The 15755-nt window shown below is 69.7% G+C and carries 16 protein-coding genes; 9 read left to right on the top strand and 7 right to left on the bottom strand.

What is annotated here, in order from left to right; genetic code table 11:
* Positions 1–379: 379 nt before the first annotated feature.
* The 4 genes from RSA25_RS05815 to RSA25_RS05800 form a co-directional block, all read right to left on the bottom strand.
* On the bottom strand, positions 380–529 hold the full coding sequence (locus RSA25_RS05815; protein ID WP_332807961.1) for a hypothetical protein: 150 nt from the start codon (positions 527–529) through the stop codon (positions 380–382).
* Complete coding sequence (locus RSA25_RS05810; protein WP_332807960.1) at positions 526–945, bottom strand: hypothetical protein; 420 nt, start codon at positions 943–945, stop codon at positions 526–528. The genes RSA25_RS05815 and RSA25_RS05810 overlap by 4 nt, the downstream gene beginning before the upstream one ends.
* A gap of 176 nt (positions 946–1121) precedes the next feature.
* Positions 1122–2840, bottom strand: a complete 1719-nt coding sequence (locus RSA25_RS05805; protein ID WP_332807959.1) for a hypothetical protein — start codon at positions 2838–2840, stop codon at positions 1122–1124.
* 13 nt (positions 2841–2853) lie between these two features.
* Entirely contained in the window at positions 2854–5178 is a 2325-nt protein-coding gene (locus tag RSA25_RS05800; RefSeq protein ID WP_332807958.1) for a TonB-dependent receptor, read from the bottom strand.
* A 268-nt stretch (positions 5179–5446) separates the two neighbouring features.
* Here RSA25_RS05800 and RSA25_RS05795 point away from each other — a divergent pair, with 268 nt between their 5' ends.
* The 6 genes from RSA25_RS05795 to RSA25_RS05770 all read left to right on the top strand — a co-directional run bounded on the left by RSA25_RS05795 (position 5447) and on the right by RSA25_RS05770 (position 11858).
* Positions 5447–7192 carry an SMP-30/gluconolactonase/LRE family protein gene (locus RSA25_RS05795; RefSeq protein WP_332807957.1) on the top strand — a complete coding sequence of 582 codons (1746 nt, stop codon included), beginning with the start codon at positions 5447–5449 and terminating at the stop codon, positions 7190–7192.
* A gap of 1 nt (position 7193) precedes the next feature.
* Positions 7194–7952 (top strand): SDR family oxidoreductase, encoded by a 759-nt coding sequence (locus RSA25_RS05790; protein ID WP_332807956.1) that lies wholly within the window; start codon positions 7194–7196, stop codon positions 7950–7952.
* 86 nt (positions 7953–8038) lie between these two features.
* A complete protein-coding gene (locus RSA25_RS05785; protein ID WP_332807955.1) occupies positions 8039–8467 on the top strand; it encodes a hypothetical protein in 429 nt (142 codons plus the stop codon).
* A gap of 37 nt (positions 8468–8504) precedes the next feature.
* The gene (locus RSA25_RS05780; RefSeq protein WP_332807954.1) at positions 8505–10088 is read left to right on the top strand and encodes a multicopper oxidase domain-containing protein; all 1584 of its coding nucleotides are present in this window, start codon (positions 8505–8507) and stop codon (positions 10086–10088) included.
* Positions 10088–11233: a hypothetical protein gene (locus RSA25_RS05775; RefSeq protein ID WP_332807953.1), complete on the top strand. Its 1146-nt coding sequence runs from the start codon at positions 10088–10090 to the stop codon at positions 11231–11233. Before RSA25_RS05780 ends, RSA25_RS05775 begins: the two co-directional genes overlap by 1 nt.
* Before the next feature lies 1 nt (position 11234).
* Positions 11235–11858 (top strand): SCO family protein, encoded by a 624-nt coding sequence (locus RSA25_RS05770; protein WP_332807952.1) that lies wholly within the window; start codon positions 11235–11237, stop codon positions 11856–11858.
* 303 nt (positions 11859–12161) lie between these two features.
* Here RSA25_RS05770 and RSA25_RS05765 read toward each other — a convergent pair whose 3' ends face one another.
* Positions 12162–12446 carry a hypothetical protein gene (locus RSA25_RS05765; RefSeq protein WP_332807951.1) on the bottom strand — a complete coding sequence of 95 codons (285 nt, stop codon included), beginning with the start codon at positions 12444–12446 and terminating at the stop codon, positions 12162–12164.
* A gap of 412 nt (positions 12447–12858) precedes the next feature.
* On the opposite strand from RSA25_RS05765, the gene RSA25_RS05760 reads away from it, so the two are divergent.
* Positions 12859–13626: a cyclic nucleotide-binding domain-containing protein gene (locus tag RSA25_RS05760; RefSeq protein ID WP_332807950.1), complete on the top strand. Its 768-nt coding sequence runs from the start codon at positions 12859–12861 to the stop codon at positions 13624–13626.
* Here the strand turns inward: RSA25_RS05760 and RSA25_RS05755 are convergent.
* Positions 13602–14138 carry a hypothetical protein gene (locus RSA25_RS05755; protein WP_332807949.1) on the bottom strand — a complete coding sequence of 179 codons (537 nt, stop codon included), beginning with the start codon at positions 14136–14138 and terminating at the stop codon, positions 13602–13604. The genes RSA25_RS05760 and RSA25_RS05755 overlap by 25 nt on opposite strands.
* Positions 14139–14305: 167 nt before the next feature.
* On the opposite strand from RSA25_RS05755, the gene RSA25_RS05750 reads away from it, so the two are divergent.
* Positions 14306–14686 (top strand): VOC family protein, encoded by a 381-nt coding sequence (locus RSA25_RS05750; protein ID WP_332807948.1) that lies wholly within the window; start codon positions 14306–14308, stop codon positions 14684–14686.
* The gene (locus tag RSA25_RS05745; protein WP_332807947.1) at positions 14683–15063 is read left to right on the top strand and encodes a hypothetical protein; all 381 of its coding nucleotides are present in this window, start codon (positions 14683–14685) and stop codon (positions 15061–15063) included. Before RSA25_RS05750 ends, RSA25_RS05745 begins: the two co-directional genes overlap by 4 nt.
* A gap of 21 nt (positions 15064–15084) precedes the next feature.
* Here RSA25_RS05745 and RSA25_RS05740 read toward each other — a convergent pair.
* Positions 15085–15755: hypothetical protein (locus RSA25_RS05740; RefSeq protein ID WP_332807946.1), on the bottom strand; the 671-nt coding region annotated here is incomplete at its 5' end.

Genomic DNA, 15755 nt, shown 5'->3' with positions numbered 1-15755 from the left:
GGGGGGGGGGGGGGTAGGGGGGGGGGGGCGGTCCACGCTGCAGTTACGTCCCTGTAAGATCGTGGTGCGGCATCCATGGCGTATGACGGTCCCGCACCCCCACCCGTACCCGCCCTAGGACAGTTGGTCGGTGCGCACCGAAAAGCCGGTAGTGCCGGCCGCTGGCCGGCATCCAACAGCCACCCTTGTTCTCAACGACCACCGACCACCGGCCAGTGCTTCGGCTGTGGATCTCCTGGCGGCCGCCGGCCATCTGTCGGGGGCGGGGGTGTGCGGGTTCGCGGGACCTTAGTGCGCCATGGGTGGCGCACGTCGAGGAGGCGAAGAAAAAAAACCGCACCTCTACCAGCGTGCGGCTTCAGACAGGGCGGGCAGTGACTCAGTAGCCCCACCACGGTTGGCAGTGCAGGTGGCCATACGGCCCACGCCAGCAGCGCCCGCCCGGGAACATGCGCGGACCACCGCCCCAGCCCCACGGGCGCGGGCCGTACATCGCCGGGCCGTACCACCAGTCGATGAACACGCTCACCTGCTGCCCATGTCCGGCAGCGTGCCGCCCAGCACCCGGATGTCGTAGGTCAGGTTGCCGCCGTTCAAGCGCGGGTTGCGCAGTTCCACCACCGTCAGGTCCGTCTTCCCGTTCACCACCGTGGACACCGTGGCATTGGGCGGGTCCTTCTCGAAATCATCCTTGCCGCTGCCCCAGTAGCTCACGAATTTTGCCGTCGATACATCCCCGGTCATCCGCTCCGGGCGGTCGGTGAACATCAGCGTCTGCCCACCCACGCCCTGGATGGTCAGCGTCTTGCCGTCGGAAATGAAACCGCTGCCGGTCTGCACGAACAACCAGTTCGCCGCCGGCATCGGCTCCACGTTGGGGGCCGCCGCTGCCTCGGCCTTGGGGGCTGCCTGCGCCGTCGCCGCGCACAAGGGAAGGAGCAACAACAACGCCACTCCGAATGAAAGCCGCTTCATCACACTGTCTCCAGAAAAAGTAGGGTGCGCGGTGCGGCAGCGGGACGATTCCCGGATGCGGCGGCCATCGCAGGAGCGACAGTAGGCGGCCTGGCCGGCCACGCGCTTGATGCAGGTCAAGTGCGGCGCATTGCCCCGCGACGCGCTCAGCCCACGCGGCGGAGCGGCCCGCGCGCGATCCACCCGGCCAGCAGCGCGATCGCCAGCAGCACCAGCCCGAACACCAGCAGCGTGGTGCGCCCGGCGCTGTTGACCGCCAGCAGCCCCAGGCTGAGCAGCCCGCATGCCCCCAGCGCGATCGCGATGATCCGTGCCGGCGTGCGGTCCAGCGCATCGGCCGCGCCCAGCGGCGTGGGTGCATAGGCCGCCATGCGCGCGCGCACCGCCGGCCACTGCGGCTGCTCGCCGCGCGCGGTGCACTCGGCCACGGCCAGGATCAGCACCGGCAGCAGCGCCCCCACCAGCACGTCGGCCAGGCGCGGATTGGCCTGCACCCACTGCGCGGGCAGGCTGCCGTCCCACGGCCCGCCGGCCGCGAGCCCCAGGCGCACCAGCAGCCCGGCGGCCAGGCTGGCGGCGGCGGTCACATACACGCTGCGCACACCGTTGCGCCCGCTCAGCAGGCCCCACAGGGTGGGGGCCATCAGCGGCCCGAACAGCAGGGCGGTCAGGGTCAGCACGATCTTTTCCGCCCCGCCCAGGCGCGGCACGCACAGGGCCACGCCCACCAGCGCCACGCCAATGGCAAAGGTGAAGATCCGCCCGGCGCGGACCAGTTGCGCCTCGCTGGCCTGCGGACGCAGCCGGCGCCGGTAGAACTGCTCGGTGAGCACGCCGGCAAACACGTTGAGCTGGCCGCTGACCGCGCTGGCCGTTGCCGAGAACATCGCCGCCATCATCAGCCCCAGCATGCCCACCGGCAGCACCTGCTGGCTGGCCAGGATGTAGGCCTGTTCGGGGTCGGCATCGGCGTGCAGCATGCGGAACAGGATCGGCGGGGTCAGCCACAGGGCCGGGCTCACCAGGTACAGCGCACCGAACAGCCACGCACTGCGGCGGGCATCGGCCACGCTCGGCACGCAGATGTAACGCTGCGCGAAGGCCCACTCGGCACCGACCAGGAAGAAGTGCACCGTGACCCAGCCGGCCATGAACCACAGCGAATAGTGCGCCGAGACGGGCACGAAGAAGCCGGGCGGCAGTGGCGCCAGCGACGGCGCGCCCAGCACGTCCAGCCCCAGCAGCACGATCACCAGCAGCACCGCCAGCTGCAGCACCACGAACTGCAGCACGTCGGTCATCAGCACCGCCCACAGCCCGCCGGCCACCGTGTAGGCGATCACCACCGCGCCAAACACGGCGATGGCCAGCGCCAGCGAGAGGTGGCCGGTGGACGGGTCGCGCAGCGGGTGGCCCGGTGCCAGCGGCACCAGTGCCACCAGCATCACCGCCAGCGCATACAGCGCCACCCCGGTGGTGACCACGCGCACGGCGAGCATGGCCCAGGTGTAGAACTGCACTGCCTGCGGGCCGAACCGCAACGCCACGAATTCCGCCGGCGTGGTCACCCCCGTGCGCCGCCAGCGCCCGGCCACGCACCAGCCCACCAGCAGCGCCGACACACCGATGCAGGTGTTGATGGCGATCGCCACCACGCCTTCGCGATAGGCCAGCCCGCCCCACACCACGAACGTGCCGGCCGATTTGAGCGTCATGAAACCGCTCAGCCCGGACACCCACCACGGTGATCGCCCGCCGGCGGCAAACATGTCGCGCGAGCGCCGGTTGCGCCCGGCGTAATGCAGGCCGATGGCCAGCGTGCCGAGCAGATAGGCGCCCAGCACCAGCAGGTCGATCAGGGCCATGTGCGCGCGCCGCTCAGAAGCGCATCCGGAAGCTCACCCCGGCATAGCGCTGCACATCGCGCGCCAGTTGCAGGGCATAGGCGTCCGGGCCGCCGGCCGCGCTGACCGCCATCACGTTGGCGGCGTAGCGCTGGTTGCCCACGTTCTTCACGAACACGCCCAGGTCGTAGCGGCCGGCCGCGAAGATCAGCCCCGCCGACAGGTCGGCCACCGCGTAGGCCGGCTGGGTCATGCGTGGGTTCTGGCTGATGTCCAGCATCACCCGCTCCTGCCAGCGGTAGTCGGCCTGCACGTACACATCCACGTGCGCGGTGAGCGGGGCGTCGTAGCGGCCACTGAGCACGGCCCGCCAGCGCGGTGCGTTCATGAAGGGCTTGCCGTCGAGGTCCTGCACCGCCGCGCCACCGGGCACTGCCGGCGCGCAGCCCTGCGCGGCGCCCTGACCGCTGTAGCAGGGGCCGTTGCGCACGCCGACAAAGCGCGCATCCAGCCAGGTGGCCCCGCCGGTCACGCTCCACCAGGGGTGCGGCCGCGCGGTGAACTCCAGCTCGATGCCATCGATGGCCACGCCGCCGGCACTGGTGAGCAGGAACAGGCCGGAGGGCATGTCGTAGGTCTGGCCCTGGTAATCGTGGATGCGGGTGCGGAAGGCGGTGAGGTTGAGCAGCAGCGCGTTGTCCAGCAGGGTGGATTTGAGCCCCGCCTCGACCAGGCTGGAGGTCTCCGCCGGCGCGGGCAACCGGGCGAACTGCGCGGCAGTCAGGCCCAGCGTGGCCGCCAGCCCCTGGCCTTTGTAGCCGCTGCTCCAGCCCACATAGCCGGTCACCTGCGGGGTAAACGCCCACGCCGCGCTGAGCCGGCCGATGCTGGCCTGGTCCCGGTAGTGGCCGGTGACCGGGCCAAAGGCCGGGTTGGTGGGCGGCTGGCCGCTGCCGGTGAACAGGCCATCGCGCGGGCGTACGAAGCGCAGCGTCTGCCGCTCGCGGATGAAACGCACGCCCGCGGTGAGGGTGAGGCGCTCGCGGGGATGCCAGTTGCCCTGGCCGAACAGCGAGGAATTGCGGCTGTCCACCGTGGACTGGCCGGCCAGCACGGCCTGTTCGCCCAGCACGCGGCCATCGCCGAGCAGGGCGTTCACCGCGCCGATGTTCAGGCCGCGCCGGTCCAGCCGGTTGCGCACCTGGCCATCGAAATGGAACGCGCCCAGCACATAGTCGATGGCGCCGCCGGTCGGCGAGGCCAGGCGCAGTTCCTGCGAGGTGGTGCGGCTGGCCTCGAGGTTGTCGTTGCGGGTGATCAGCTGCGCCTGGGTGTCATCCAGGTCCACGTCGCTGTGGTTGTCGAAGCGGCGCCAGGCCCACACCCCGGTCAAGGTGTGCCGGCCCACGCCCAGGTTGGCGGTGAGGGCCACGCCGCGATTGTCCTGGCGCACGAACGGCACCACGTCGTTGTTGACCGTGCGGCTGCCACGGCCCACGTCGGTGCCGGTGTCCAGCGCGCGCGGCTGGCTGCTGGCCTGCAGCAGCGGCAGCGCGCAGCAGTCGGCGTCCAGGCGGCTCACATCGGCGCTCAGGGTGATGTCCGAGCGTCCGTCTTCCGCACGCCACGCCAGCTTGCCGCGCGCGCCATGCGCCTGCTGGCCATTGAGCAGGCGCCCGTCATGCAGGTTGCGCACGGTACCCGGCTGGTCGCGATAGAAGGCGGCCACGCGGTAGGCCAGCCCGGCGCCCAGCGGCGCGGACACCGCCGCATCCACGCGGTAGTCCTGGTCCTGCGCCACCTGGGCGTTGAACGCGCCACTGCGGCGCTCGAAATCCGGGGCGGCGGTGATGATGCGGATCACCCCGGCCGAGGCGTTCTTGCCGAACAACGTGCCCTGCGGGCCGCGCAGCACTTCCACCCGTTCCACGTCGTAGAGGTCGCTGAACGCCGCGCCGGGCCGCTGCAGCACCACCCCGTCCAGCACGGTGGCGATGCTCGGCTCCACCCCGGTGCTGAACACATCGGTGCCCACCCCGCGGATGCGGATCGCGCTGTTGCGCAGCTCGTTGCCGGCGGCAAAGGTGACGCTGGGCACCACGCCGACCAGGTTGCCGATGTCGGTGGCCTGGCGGCGCTGCAGCGTCTGCCCATCCACCACCGACACGGCCAGCGCGATCTTCTGCGCGTTTTCCTCCCGGTACTGGGCGGTCACGGTGATGGCATCCAGCGCGGTGACCGTGGGCGAGGACGACGCGGCATCGGGCGCGCGCTCGGCAGCCGGCGCGGCGCGCTCGGCCCAGGCCGGGCAGGGCGCCAGCGCGGCCAGGATCGTCACTGCCAGGTGTCTGGACTGCATCGATGGCCTTCCCGGAAGGGCGGTCAAAACCGCGTTGCACGCATTCATCCACGTCGCCGGCAGGCCGGCACAGCAACTTCAACGGCAGGGGCAGGGCAAGACAGGACACCGCGCGGCGGGGCCTGCGGCGCAGCATGCGGCAGCGCCCGGCTTAGCGCCAGCAGCAGATGACACCCCCATGACATTGGGCCAACTTGCGGAACACTGTTCTAAAATATAGGATCAAAACCGGCCGCCCACCTGGAGGCGGCGCATCGAGAGCTCCCCCATGGCCAGACCCCGGAATCCGCCCGCCAACGACGACGTCCTTGAGGTAGTGGAGGACGGTGACGGCGACCGGCGCTTTGCGATCCCCGGCGCGCAGGCGCTGTCCAAGGGGCTGAGCCTGCTCACCCTGATCGCCGATGCCCCGCATCCGCTGCCGTTCGGCGAACTGGGCCGCTATTCCGGGCTGCCCAAAAGCACCCTGCATCGCATCCTGCAGACCCTGATCGATTACCGGCTGGTGCGCCTGGAGGAGGCCAGCCAGACCTATCGGCTGGGCACGCGGCTGTTCGAGATGGCGCACAAGGTGTGGAGCGATTTCGACCTGCGCAGCGCGGCCGAGCCGGAGCTGCTGCGGCTGCGCGAGCTGGCCCAGGAAACCACCCGGCTGGGCGTGCTGGAGGACAAGGAAATCCTGATCATCGACCAGCGCGACCACGTCCAGGCCATGCGCCTGGCCAACGGCGTCGGCAGCCGCCTGCCGGCGGTGGCCACGGCGATCGGCAAGGCGGTGATGTCGCACCGGCCGCCGGAAGAACTGCAGCGCTACCTCACCACCACGTCGCTCAAGCGCCTCACCCCGCATTCGATCCTGGACCTGGGCGAGCTGCAGCGCGAACTGGACCTGATCAAGGCGCGTGGCTATGCGGTCTCGGTGGAGGAATCGGCGATGGGCGTCAGCGGCGTGGCCGCCCCCATCCTGGACCACCGTGGCGATGCCATCGGCGCGGTGAGCATCAGCGGCCCGTCCTTCCGGCTGCCGCTGGAGCGCCTGCACGCACTGGGCCGGGACGTGATCGAAGCGGCCCGCCGCATCTCCGGCAACGTGGGCGAAACCTTCATGTCCATCAGCAGCTCGGTGACCCCCAGCCACGCCGCCGACCGGCACGTGCGCTGCGCCATTCCCTACAGCGCCTTCCTGGCCGAAAGCCCGCACTGGCTGGGCAACGGCCGCTCGCTGCTGTGGGTGGACATCCTGGCGCCGTCGGTGAACCTGTCCAACCTGGTCACCGGCGATACGCGCACCACGCCGCTGGGCGAGCTGGTGGGCGTGGTGGTGCCGCGCCGCGCCGGCGGTTTCATCGCCGCCACCCAGAGCGGGTTCCGCGCGCTGGACCTGCAGAGCGGGGAGATGTCGCTGCTGGCCACGCCCGGGCAGATGTCCGGGCGGCGGTTCAACGATGGCAAGTGCGATGCCGCCGGCCGCCTGTGGGCCGGCACGCTGGCCATCGATGCCAGCCCGGAGCGCGGTTCGCTGTACCGGCTGGACACCGACGGCACGCTGGTGGAAATCGAAACCGGCTTCCACATCTGCAACGGACTGGGCTGGAGCCCGGATTCGCGGCGCTTCTACCTGGCCGACTCGGCGCGCCGGCAGATCGACACCTACGATTACGACCTGGCCACCGGCACGCTGTCCAACAAGGCCGTGTTCGCCCGCTTCGGCGATTCGGAGGGCATGCCCGACGGCCTGGCCGTGGATGCCGAAGGCCATGTCTGGTGCGCGATGTGGGATGGCTGGGCGCTCAAGCGCTTCTCGCCCGATGGCCAGCTGGTGCGCACCGTGGACCTGCCGGTCCCGCGCCCGACCAGTTGCGCCTTCGGGGGCCCGGATCTGAAAACGCTGTACATCACCACCGCGCGCATCCGCCTGTCGGCCACCCAGCTGGCCGCCGCGCCGCTGTCGGGCAGCATCCTGGCCCTGCAGGTGGAGGTGGCGGGCACGCCGGTCGGCGAGTACGGCGGCTGAGATGGCCCACTATCCCTCGCTCGCCGGCAAGACCGTGGTCGTGTCCGGCGGCGCGGCCGGGATCGGGGCGGCCATCGTGGCCGCCTTTGCCGCCCAGGGCAGCGATGTGCGCTTCCTGGACGTGGACGCCGACGCCGCCGGCCGCACGGTGCAGGCGCTGGTCGACGCCGGCCTGCCCGCACCGGCCTTCGCCCAGTGCGACCTGCGTGACATCCCGGCCAGCCTGGCCGCCGTTCAGACGCTGCTGCAGGGGCGCAGCCCGCATGCGCTGATCAACAACGCCGGCAACGACCAGGCCCAGCCCCTGGCGCAGGTCAGCGTGGCCGACTGGGACGACCGCGTGGCGGTGAACCTGCGCCATGCGTTCTTCCTGGCCCAGGCGCTGTCCGCACCGATGCGCCAGGCCGGGCAGGGCGTCATCGTCAACCTCGGTTCGATCAGCTGGAAGATGGGCGTGGCCGGGGTGCCGGTCTATGCCACGCTCAAATCGGCGATGGAAGGCATGACCAAGGCGCTGGCCCGCGAGCTGGGCGCCGACGGCATCCGGGTCAATGCGATCGCCCCGGGCTGGGTGCTCACCGAGCGCCAGCGCGCCAAGGGCGCGGCCAACCCGGCGATGTTCGAGCGCTACCTGGCCCGGCAATGCCTGAAGACCCACCTGCAGCCGGCCGACATCGCCGAGATGGCGCTGTGGCTGTGCGCCGATGAAAGCGCGATGTGCACCGGGCAGACCTTCACCGTGGACGCGGGCGTGGTCTGAGCCGCCGGCGCCGGCCAGGCGGCGCGCCGCCGGTCGACTGAATGCGGCCGCCGGGGCGGCCGATGCGGCTCCACTTGACCTAGGTCATGCGCCGGCCCGACCGGTCTGGCTACCGTTCGCTTGCCGCGACCACCCTGGCCGGCACCGTCCGCAGCGAGACCCCCATGCGCTCCACCGCATCACGCGCCCCTGCGCGCACCGCCCACCTGGACGAAGACATCTGCGTCCATATCTTCACCACCTCCGCGGCCATGATGGGGGTGTGCATGACCGTGGTCGGCGTGCTGCACGTGGTCACCGTGCTGCGCAAGGTGGACACCCTGGGCGATGACCTGCTCAGCATCAATTCGCTCATCTATCTCGGCGCCTGCCTCAGCGCGTACTGGGCGCTGCGCACGCGCCGCCGCAAGCGCAACCAGATCCTGGAAGCCGTGGCCGACTGGCTGTTCCTCATCGGCCTGGTGCTCAGCGCGATCGCCACCGGCTTCATCACCTGGGCCATCGCCGGCAACTGACGCCGCCCTCCCTTTACGTCCACCTGCAGGTACGCCCATGCACGCCCACCCGAGCACCCCCACACCCGCACCCCGCCGATATCGGCTGCACGACGTCTACGCCGTGGTCCTGGCCGGCGCCCTGCTGTGGACCGGCGCCAGCGTGGCCCAGGCGCCCGCCGATGCCACCGCGCCCGGTGCGCCGCTGCAGGCCCCGGCGGAGATCCGCTACGGCGCCGACGGGGTCAGCAAGGGCACCCTGCGCCCGGCGATGTCACCGGTATCGGTGGGCGGCCAGCCCTACCGCGCGCTGGTGTTCAACGGCGACTACGACGCGCCGCTGATCCGCACCCGCCCTGGCGGCACGGTGGCGATCACGCTGGACAACCAGATGGATGAGAAGACCAACCTGCATTTCCACGGCATGACCGTCACCCCGCTGGATTCGGGCGACAGCATCTTCCGTGAGGTGGGCCCGCACGAGAAAGGCCTGTACCGGTTCAAGCTGCCGCCCGACCACAGCCCCGGCGCGTACTGGTACCACAGTCATTTCCACGGTGGCGCGCAGCGCCAGGTGGAGTCGGGCATCGCCGGGCCGATCCTGGTGGACGGCATCCTCGATCCGTTCCCCGAGCTGAAGGGCATCAAGGAACGCGTGCTGGTGCTGCGCAACTTCCAGAAGACCCTCACCGGCAAGCTGGCCAGCGCGATCGTCACCAGCGCGCCGTCCATCCGCACCGTCAACGGCCAGGCCGACCCGGTGATCAGCATCCAGCCCGGTGAGACCCAGCTCTGGCACCTGATGAACATCTCGGCCAACCAGTACTTCCGCATCCGCATCAACGGCCAGAACGTGCAGATCCTCTCGCGCGACGGCAATACGGTGAACAAGCGGGTGGACACCGATGAACTGCTGATCGGGCCGTCGGCGCGCTTCAGCATCCTGGTGGTGGGGCCGGCGGTGGGCGACCATGCGGTCGAGCTGGCGGCGGGCAATACCGGCGCGGCCGGCGACCAGTACAAGGGCGCGCGCATCGCCACGATGCGGGTGGCTGGCGCGCCGGTGGCCACGCGCCGCATCACCAGCGCCTACCCGGTGCTGGAAGACCTGGGCAAGGTGAAGGTGGCCCACGTGCGCCAGTTCGCCTTCCAGGATTCGGCCACCGATGGCGATGCGTTCATGATCAACGGCGAGCGCTTCGATCCGCGCCGGGTCAACACCACCGTCAAGCTGGGCGACGTGGAAGAGTGGCGGCTGTACAACCCGTCCCAGGAGCTGCACCAGTTCCACATCCACCAGACCGATTTCCAGGTGGTGGCGATCAACGACAAGCCGGTGCCGTTCAGCGGCTACCGCGATACGGTATTCATCCCCACCCGGGGCTCGATCACGCTGCGCATTCCGTTCCGTGATCCGGTGATGCTGGGCAAGTTCGTCTACCACTGCCACATCCTCGAGCACGAGGACGGCGGCATGATGCAGGTGGTCCAGGTGGTGCGCCCGGAAGACTACGCGCAGGCGGTCACGCTGGCGCCGCTGGGTGGTATCTACGGCGACAACCAGACCTGCAGCTACCTCAAGAACAGCGGCCGCGAGTTCACCTTGCCGGCCAATGTGCAGCTGCCGGCGGAGGACAAGTGATGAGCATCCTGTGCAGACGCACCCTGGTGGTGGGGCTGGTGGGCGGGCTGGGCCTGGCCTGCAACGAGGCGCACGCCGACAAGGGCTATTACCCCAACGTGGGCATGGATTACAGCGCGGTGATGCAGTACGACTTCAGCCGCAGCGAAGGCGACGGTGCCACCGCCCCGCGCAACACCACCGATTTCTATCCCGACATCCAGAGCAGTTTCTACGTCCGCTTCAGCCCCAACGACCAGATCCGGCTGTCCACCGAGATCAACCCGCTCAACCCGCCGGCCAACGGCGAGAAGCGCACCTTCGGCGACATCGGCCTGGTGGTCAACGAGCTCAACTACTACAAGCTCACCCAGCACACGCAGTTGCAGGTGGGCAAGCTGCAGGTGCCGTTCGGGCGGGCGATGGATGCCGCGCCGGGGCTGTACACCAATGATTTCGTGTCCACCTACGACCTCGGCGGCATGCTCGGGGCGACCTACGCCTACCGCTGGTTCGGGCAGAAGGCGGGCATGATCCAGGGGGGGCTCAACCTGTACACGGCCGACACCACCGAACTGAGCCGGCCGTTCTTCCGCAGTGGCGGGCGCGCGCAGCGCAGCGACGGCGGGCCGGCCAACACCGGCAAGCTGGATTCGTATGCGGTGACGGTGAACTGGGATTCGATCCCGGCGCTGCCGTTCCTGGAGCTGCAGGCCGGCTACATGCGCAACCGGGCCGGCACGGCGCAGGCCGATGCCGGGCCGCCGGACGATGAGGTGATCCGCGTGGTGTCGGCGCGCTACATCTGGGCGCCGGCCTCGAGCGCGGACCTGGATACCACGTTGCGCGGCCGCTACTTCGATATCGTGCCGCTGGTGGAATATGCCGACGTGCAGAACGAAAACGCGATCGCGGGCAACGACACGCGCTACCTGACCACCTCGCTGACGATCGACTACGGGCGCTGGGTGTTCGGTGCCACGCGCACCGACAAGCGTCGCCCGTGGGCGCCGGGCGCGGGCCGGCACGACTATCTCAACGAGCTCAGTTGTGGTTACCGGCTGACCGGCCAGTTGACGATGGCGCTGTCGGTGGGCAGCCAGGCGCAGGCTGGCCAGGACTCGAACCTGGTCGGTTTCGCGCTCACCTACAGCGGAGCGCATTGATATGTACCGCAGCCTGTGGCCGGCGCTGGTGCCGGCAATCACCATGTCATTACTGCTGTTGTCGATGCAGCCGCTCGCGGCCCAGACGCAGCCGCTGATCGGCGGCGGGTTCACGCTGACCGACCAGAACGGGCGGGCGGTGACGGACCGCAGCTTCCACGGCAAGCCGGTGCTGCTGTACTTCGGTTTCACCTCGTGCCCGGATGTGTGTCCCACCGACCTGGCGCGGCTGCAACGGATCGCACGGCGGGTGCAGAAGCAGGGCGGGCCGGCGCTGACGCCGGTGTTTGTGAGCATCGATCCGGCGCGCGATACGCCCGCGAAGATGAAGGCGTACGTGTCCCTGTTCGGGCCGGACATGGTGGGGCTGACGGGGACGGCGGCGCAGGTCGCGGCGGTGGCCGATGGCTATCACGTGTACTACAAGAAAGTGCCGTACGGCCAGAAAGGCCAGTACATGATGGACCACTCCACCTTCGTGTTCCTGCTGGACCGCAATGGCCGTTACGTGGACCATTTCGGGCGCACCGCCGACGAGGCGCAGGTGGCCGGGCAGATCGTCGGCGCACTGGCCAGGACATCGCCGCGCGCGCGGGCGGCGGCGCGGGTGGGGAAGGGCGGCTAAGCCGTTGCCGCTTCCCTCGGAAGGCGTGGCCCCGTAATGCCGACCGCCGTCGGAAGGCATGGACCCCGGTAGTGCCGGCCGCTGGCCGGCTGCCTTTGAAGCTGCAGCAAAGCCGCCTGCCGAAACGCCACGCAGCGCACCATCCTCTTCTACCAACCGATCTGCCACCGGCCGACGTTGAGCGCGCGTCGACCATGCGCACCGACACACTATCCCGCACCGCCACCCGCCAACTGAAAAACCGACGCGGCAGGGCCGCGTCGGTCGGGGGAGGGTGACACCTGGCCGGGTTGCTGGCCGGTCTTACGGACGGCCGTTGTTGTTGGCGGCATTGGCCGCCATGCGCAGTTCCTGGTCGGCCTGGATCAGCAGCTGGCGCGCGCGTTCGGCATGGCCGCCCAGGCGGGCGTCGTTGTCCTGCTGCGCCACGCCCACCAGCTGGTAGGCCTGCACGATGTGTTCCTGCGCGGTGCGCAGGTTGCCGTGGCGCTCACCGATGTTCACGGTGGGCTCCTGGGCCTGGGCGACGCCGGCCAGGGTGAGGGCGCCGACGAGGGCGAGCGGGGCAAGGCGGAAGATACGGTTCATGGGTAAGACTCCGAGTAAAAGGTGGGATTGCCGTGACCCGCAGCAACTGCGGCCGGTGGACATACGTTAGGGCGGCGCCGCCACCGCCCACTTGACGTGGGTCAAGTGCGACACGATCAACCCGCAGGCCCGCCCTGACCGCTGAATCCTTCAGCCCCCAGCCCCGCCATCGAAACCTGAATAGGCGAAACCAGTATAAATACTGGTTTTCCCATATTGCGGAACAGCGTTCCCATAAATATTATGGAACCGTAGTCCACATGTTGGTAACCCGCTTGGCGGCGGCCTCGACATGGCGCAACAGGATCCACCGCGTTTTTCTCTGTATCGGGTTGAGGGGGAAGGCGGCAGGCATGACCTGCCAGACGTGCCCGGTTCCGGGCAACGCTTTCAGCGCTGGAGATACACGATCATGGGTACGACCTTTGCCACGCCGTCGGTGCGCCCCAAGGCCTGCTGCGCCTGTCCGCTCGGGCCGGACTGCTTCCCCGGCGCCATGGAAGCGGCCAACCTGGATGAACTGGAAGGCTTGATCGAGCACACCGCGCCGGTGCATGCCGGCAGCTTCCTGTTCCGCCAGGGCGACCCGTTCCAGTCCATCGCGGTCATCCGCCTGGGCACGGTCAAGACTTATTCGGTCGATCGCGAAGGGCGCGAGCAGACCATCGGCTTCCACATGCCGGGTGATTTCATCGGGCTCAGTGCCATCGATGAAGAGCGCCATCCGTGCAATGCCATCGCCCTGGATACGGTCACCCTGTGCCGGTTGCCGTTCCGCGATACCGCCGCGCTGGCCGCGCGCATGCCGCGCCTGCAGGCCAAGCTGTTCCGCCTGATGAGCCGCGACATCGCAAGGGCCACGCAGTTGTCCTGCAACAACAATGCGGACGAGCGCCTGGCCGCCTTCCTCATCGGCATGGCCGACCGCATGGCCGCGCGCGGGTATTCGTCCAGCCGCTGGCAGCTGACCATGTCGCGCATGGATATCGCCAGCTACCTGCGCCTCGCCCCGGAAACCCTGAGCCGCCTGATCCGCCGTTTCCAGGACGAGGGGCTGGTGGCCATGGAGGGGCGCGAGGTGGAACTGCGCGGCCGCGAACGGCTGCAGGCCATGGCCGCCGCCGACCCGACCGCGCTGCGCCGCGAGGCCAGCGCTCAGGTGCGCAGCGAGGCCGCGTAACGGCTGGTGAAGCGGCTGGCCGCCATCAGCGCGGCCACGATCAGCGCCACCCCGGCCAGCGTCGCGCGCGGCCAGAACAGGATGAGCGCATCGGCCAGCACCACCACCGCCAGTGCGCCGGTCCACACCCCGGACACCACGTAGTGGCTGCGGATGAAGCGCGGCGACAGCCAGTCGGCCGGGTCCGCATCGGCCTTGGCATAGCCCAGCGTGAATGGACGCCCGATCAGCATCGAGGCCAGCATCACCAGCAGCAGGATCGCATCGACCACGATGCGCACGCCCATCACCGTCCAGTGCGGTGAATACAGCCCGGCGTAGACCGCCAGCGAGCCGAACAGCAGCAGTGACACCAGTTCGATCAGGCCACTGTGGCGGCGTGGGCCGGTCCAGTCGCGCAGGCACAGCGCCAGCGCACTCAGCGCACCGGCGCACAGGCCGGCCGGGATGCCAGCCAGGCGCTCGACCAGGGCGAAAAGAATGAAGGGCAGCAGCCCGATGAGGATGTTCATGAGGGGATTTCCTGTGGGAATTTCCAGCCTAGGCATCCCCGCTGGCAGGCAGTTGATCCAGGTCAAGCCGCTGCCACCCCGTTGTGCGGCGGGCAAGCCGGCGAGCGGCCGCACGATCGCCCCTACAATGCAGCCTGCACCCCGCACTTCATGGCAAGGATGTCCGCATGCTGCACCATCTCTCCCTGGGCGTTCGCGACCTGGCCATCGCCGGCGCTTTTTATGACGCCGTGCTCGGCGCGCTGGGCTACCGACGGGTATTCGAGGACGACAGCGCGATCGGCTATGGCCTGGTGGATGAGGAAGACCTGTTGTGCCTGAAGCAGCGCGATGACGCCTGCGCGCCAGGGCCCGGCTTCCACCTGGCCTTCAGCGCGCCCTCGCGCGCGGCCGTGCAGGCCTTCCATCGCGCCGCGCTCGACCACGCCGGGCAGGACAACGGTCCGGCCGGCCTGCGCCCGGACTACGGCGACACCTACTACGCCGCGTTCGTGACCGATCCCGACGGTCACCGCATCGAGGCCGTCTGCAAGCAGGTGGACGCATGAGCCGGCCGCGCGCCCGCACCGCGCGCACCGCCGGCAATGTGCAACGGGCAGGCGGCCTCGCGGGGCTGATCCTGGGCCTGGCCAGCAGCGGGGTGGCCGCCCTGCTCATCACCCTGATGGGCGCGGTGATCCTGCCGCCCCTGATGGGGCCGATGCAGGCCGCCGGTGCCGCCTTGCCCTGGCTCACGCGCGCCTTTGCCGGCGGCTATCTGCTGGTCTGGCTCGGGCCGTTGCTGGTGGTGCTGGCCTGGCGGTTCGGCGGTCCGCTGCGCGGCGTGGTGGCCACCCTGATCGGGCTGGCCCCGATGCTGCTGGGCGGTGCGTTTGCGGTGCTGGCGATGTACCTGGCGGTGTTCGCGCAGGCGGCCGCCATCTGAGGTTGGCCGGGCGTTGCCGGGTCAGTCCGGGGTGATGTCGTGCCAGCCGCCGTGGTCCAGGCGACGGACGCGTGCGGCGGTGACCCACAGCAGGCCGTCCTCGCTGCCGGCGAGGTGACCGCCACCGTCGGGGTCGGCGTCGATGTCCAGCGCAGACACGGTGTGGTCGTCCAGCCGGAACAGGCCGCCGGCTTCGCTGCACAGGTACACCGTGCCGAAGGCCTGTGCGATGCCGCAGAAGGTTTCCCCGGTGTGCGCATGGGCCAGCGGTTGCACCTGGTCCTGGTCGATCCGCAGCACCGTGCCGGCGCTGCCGGTGGCCAAGTAGCCGTTGCCGGTGTACTGCACGGCATGCAGCGGCGCCTCACCATGGCCGGCGAGCGCGCGCCATTGTCCGCCGTTCCAGCGCCAGAGCGCACCCTGGCTGCCCACGGCCAGCAGTTCATCGTCATCGCGCCCGTGCAGGTCGTGGAAGCTGCTGGCATCGCCGCTGCCGGCCACCACCCGGCAGCCGTGGTCGTGCCGGGTCCATCCGCCGGCGGCCAGCGCGCGCCGATGCACCTGCCGGCCGGCCCCGACGGCATACAGCGCCTCACCCACCTGGCGCACGCCGTGCAGCCGGCGCAGGCGGTTCGGCCACGCGGCCGGGTCATCGCTGCCGATCCGGTCCTCCAGCGCGCCCTCATCGTCGG

Source organism: Stenotrophomonas sp. (genome assembly GCF_036662295.1).
In the GTDB taxonomy this organism is placed as follows: Bacteria; Pseudomonadota; Gammaproteobacteria; order Xanthomonadales; family Xanthomonadaceae; genus Stenotrophomonas.
This window is presented reverse-complemented; position numbering and strand designations above follow the sequence as displayed.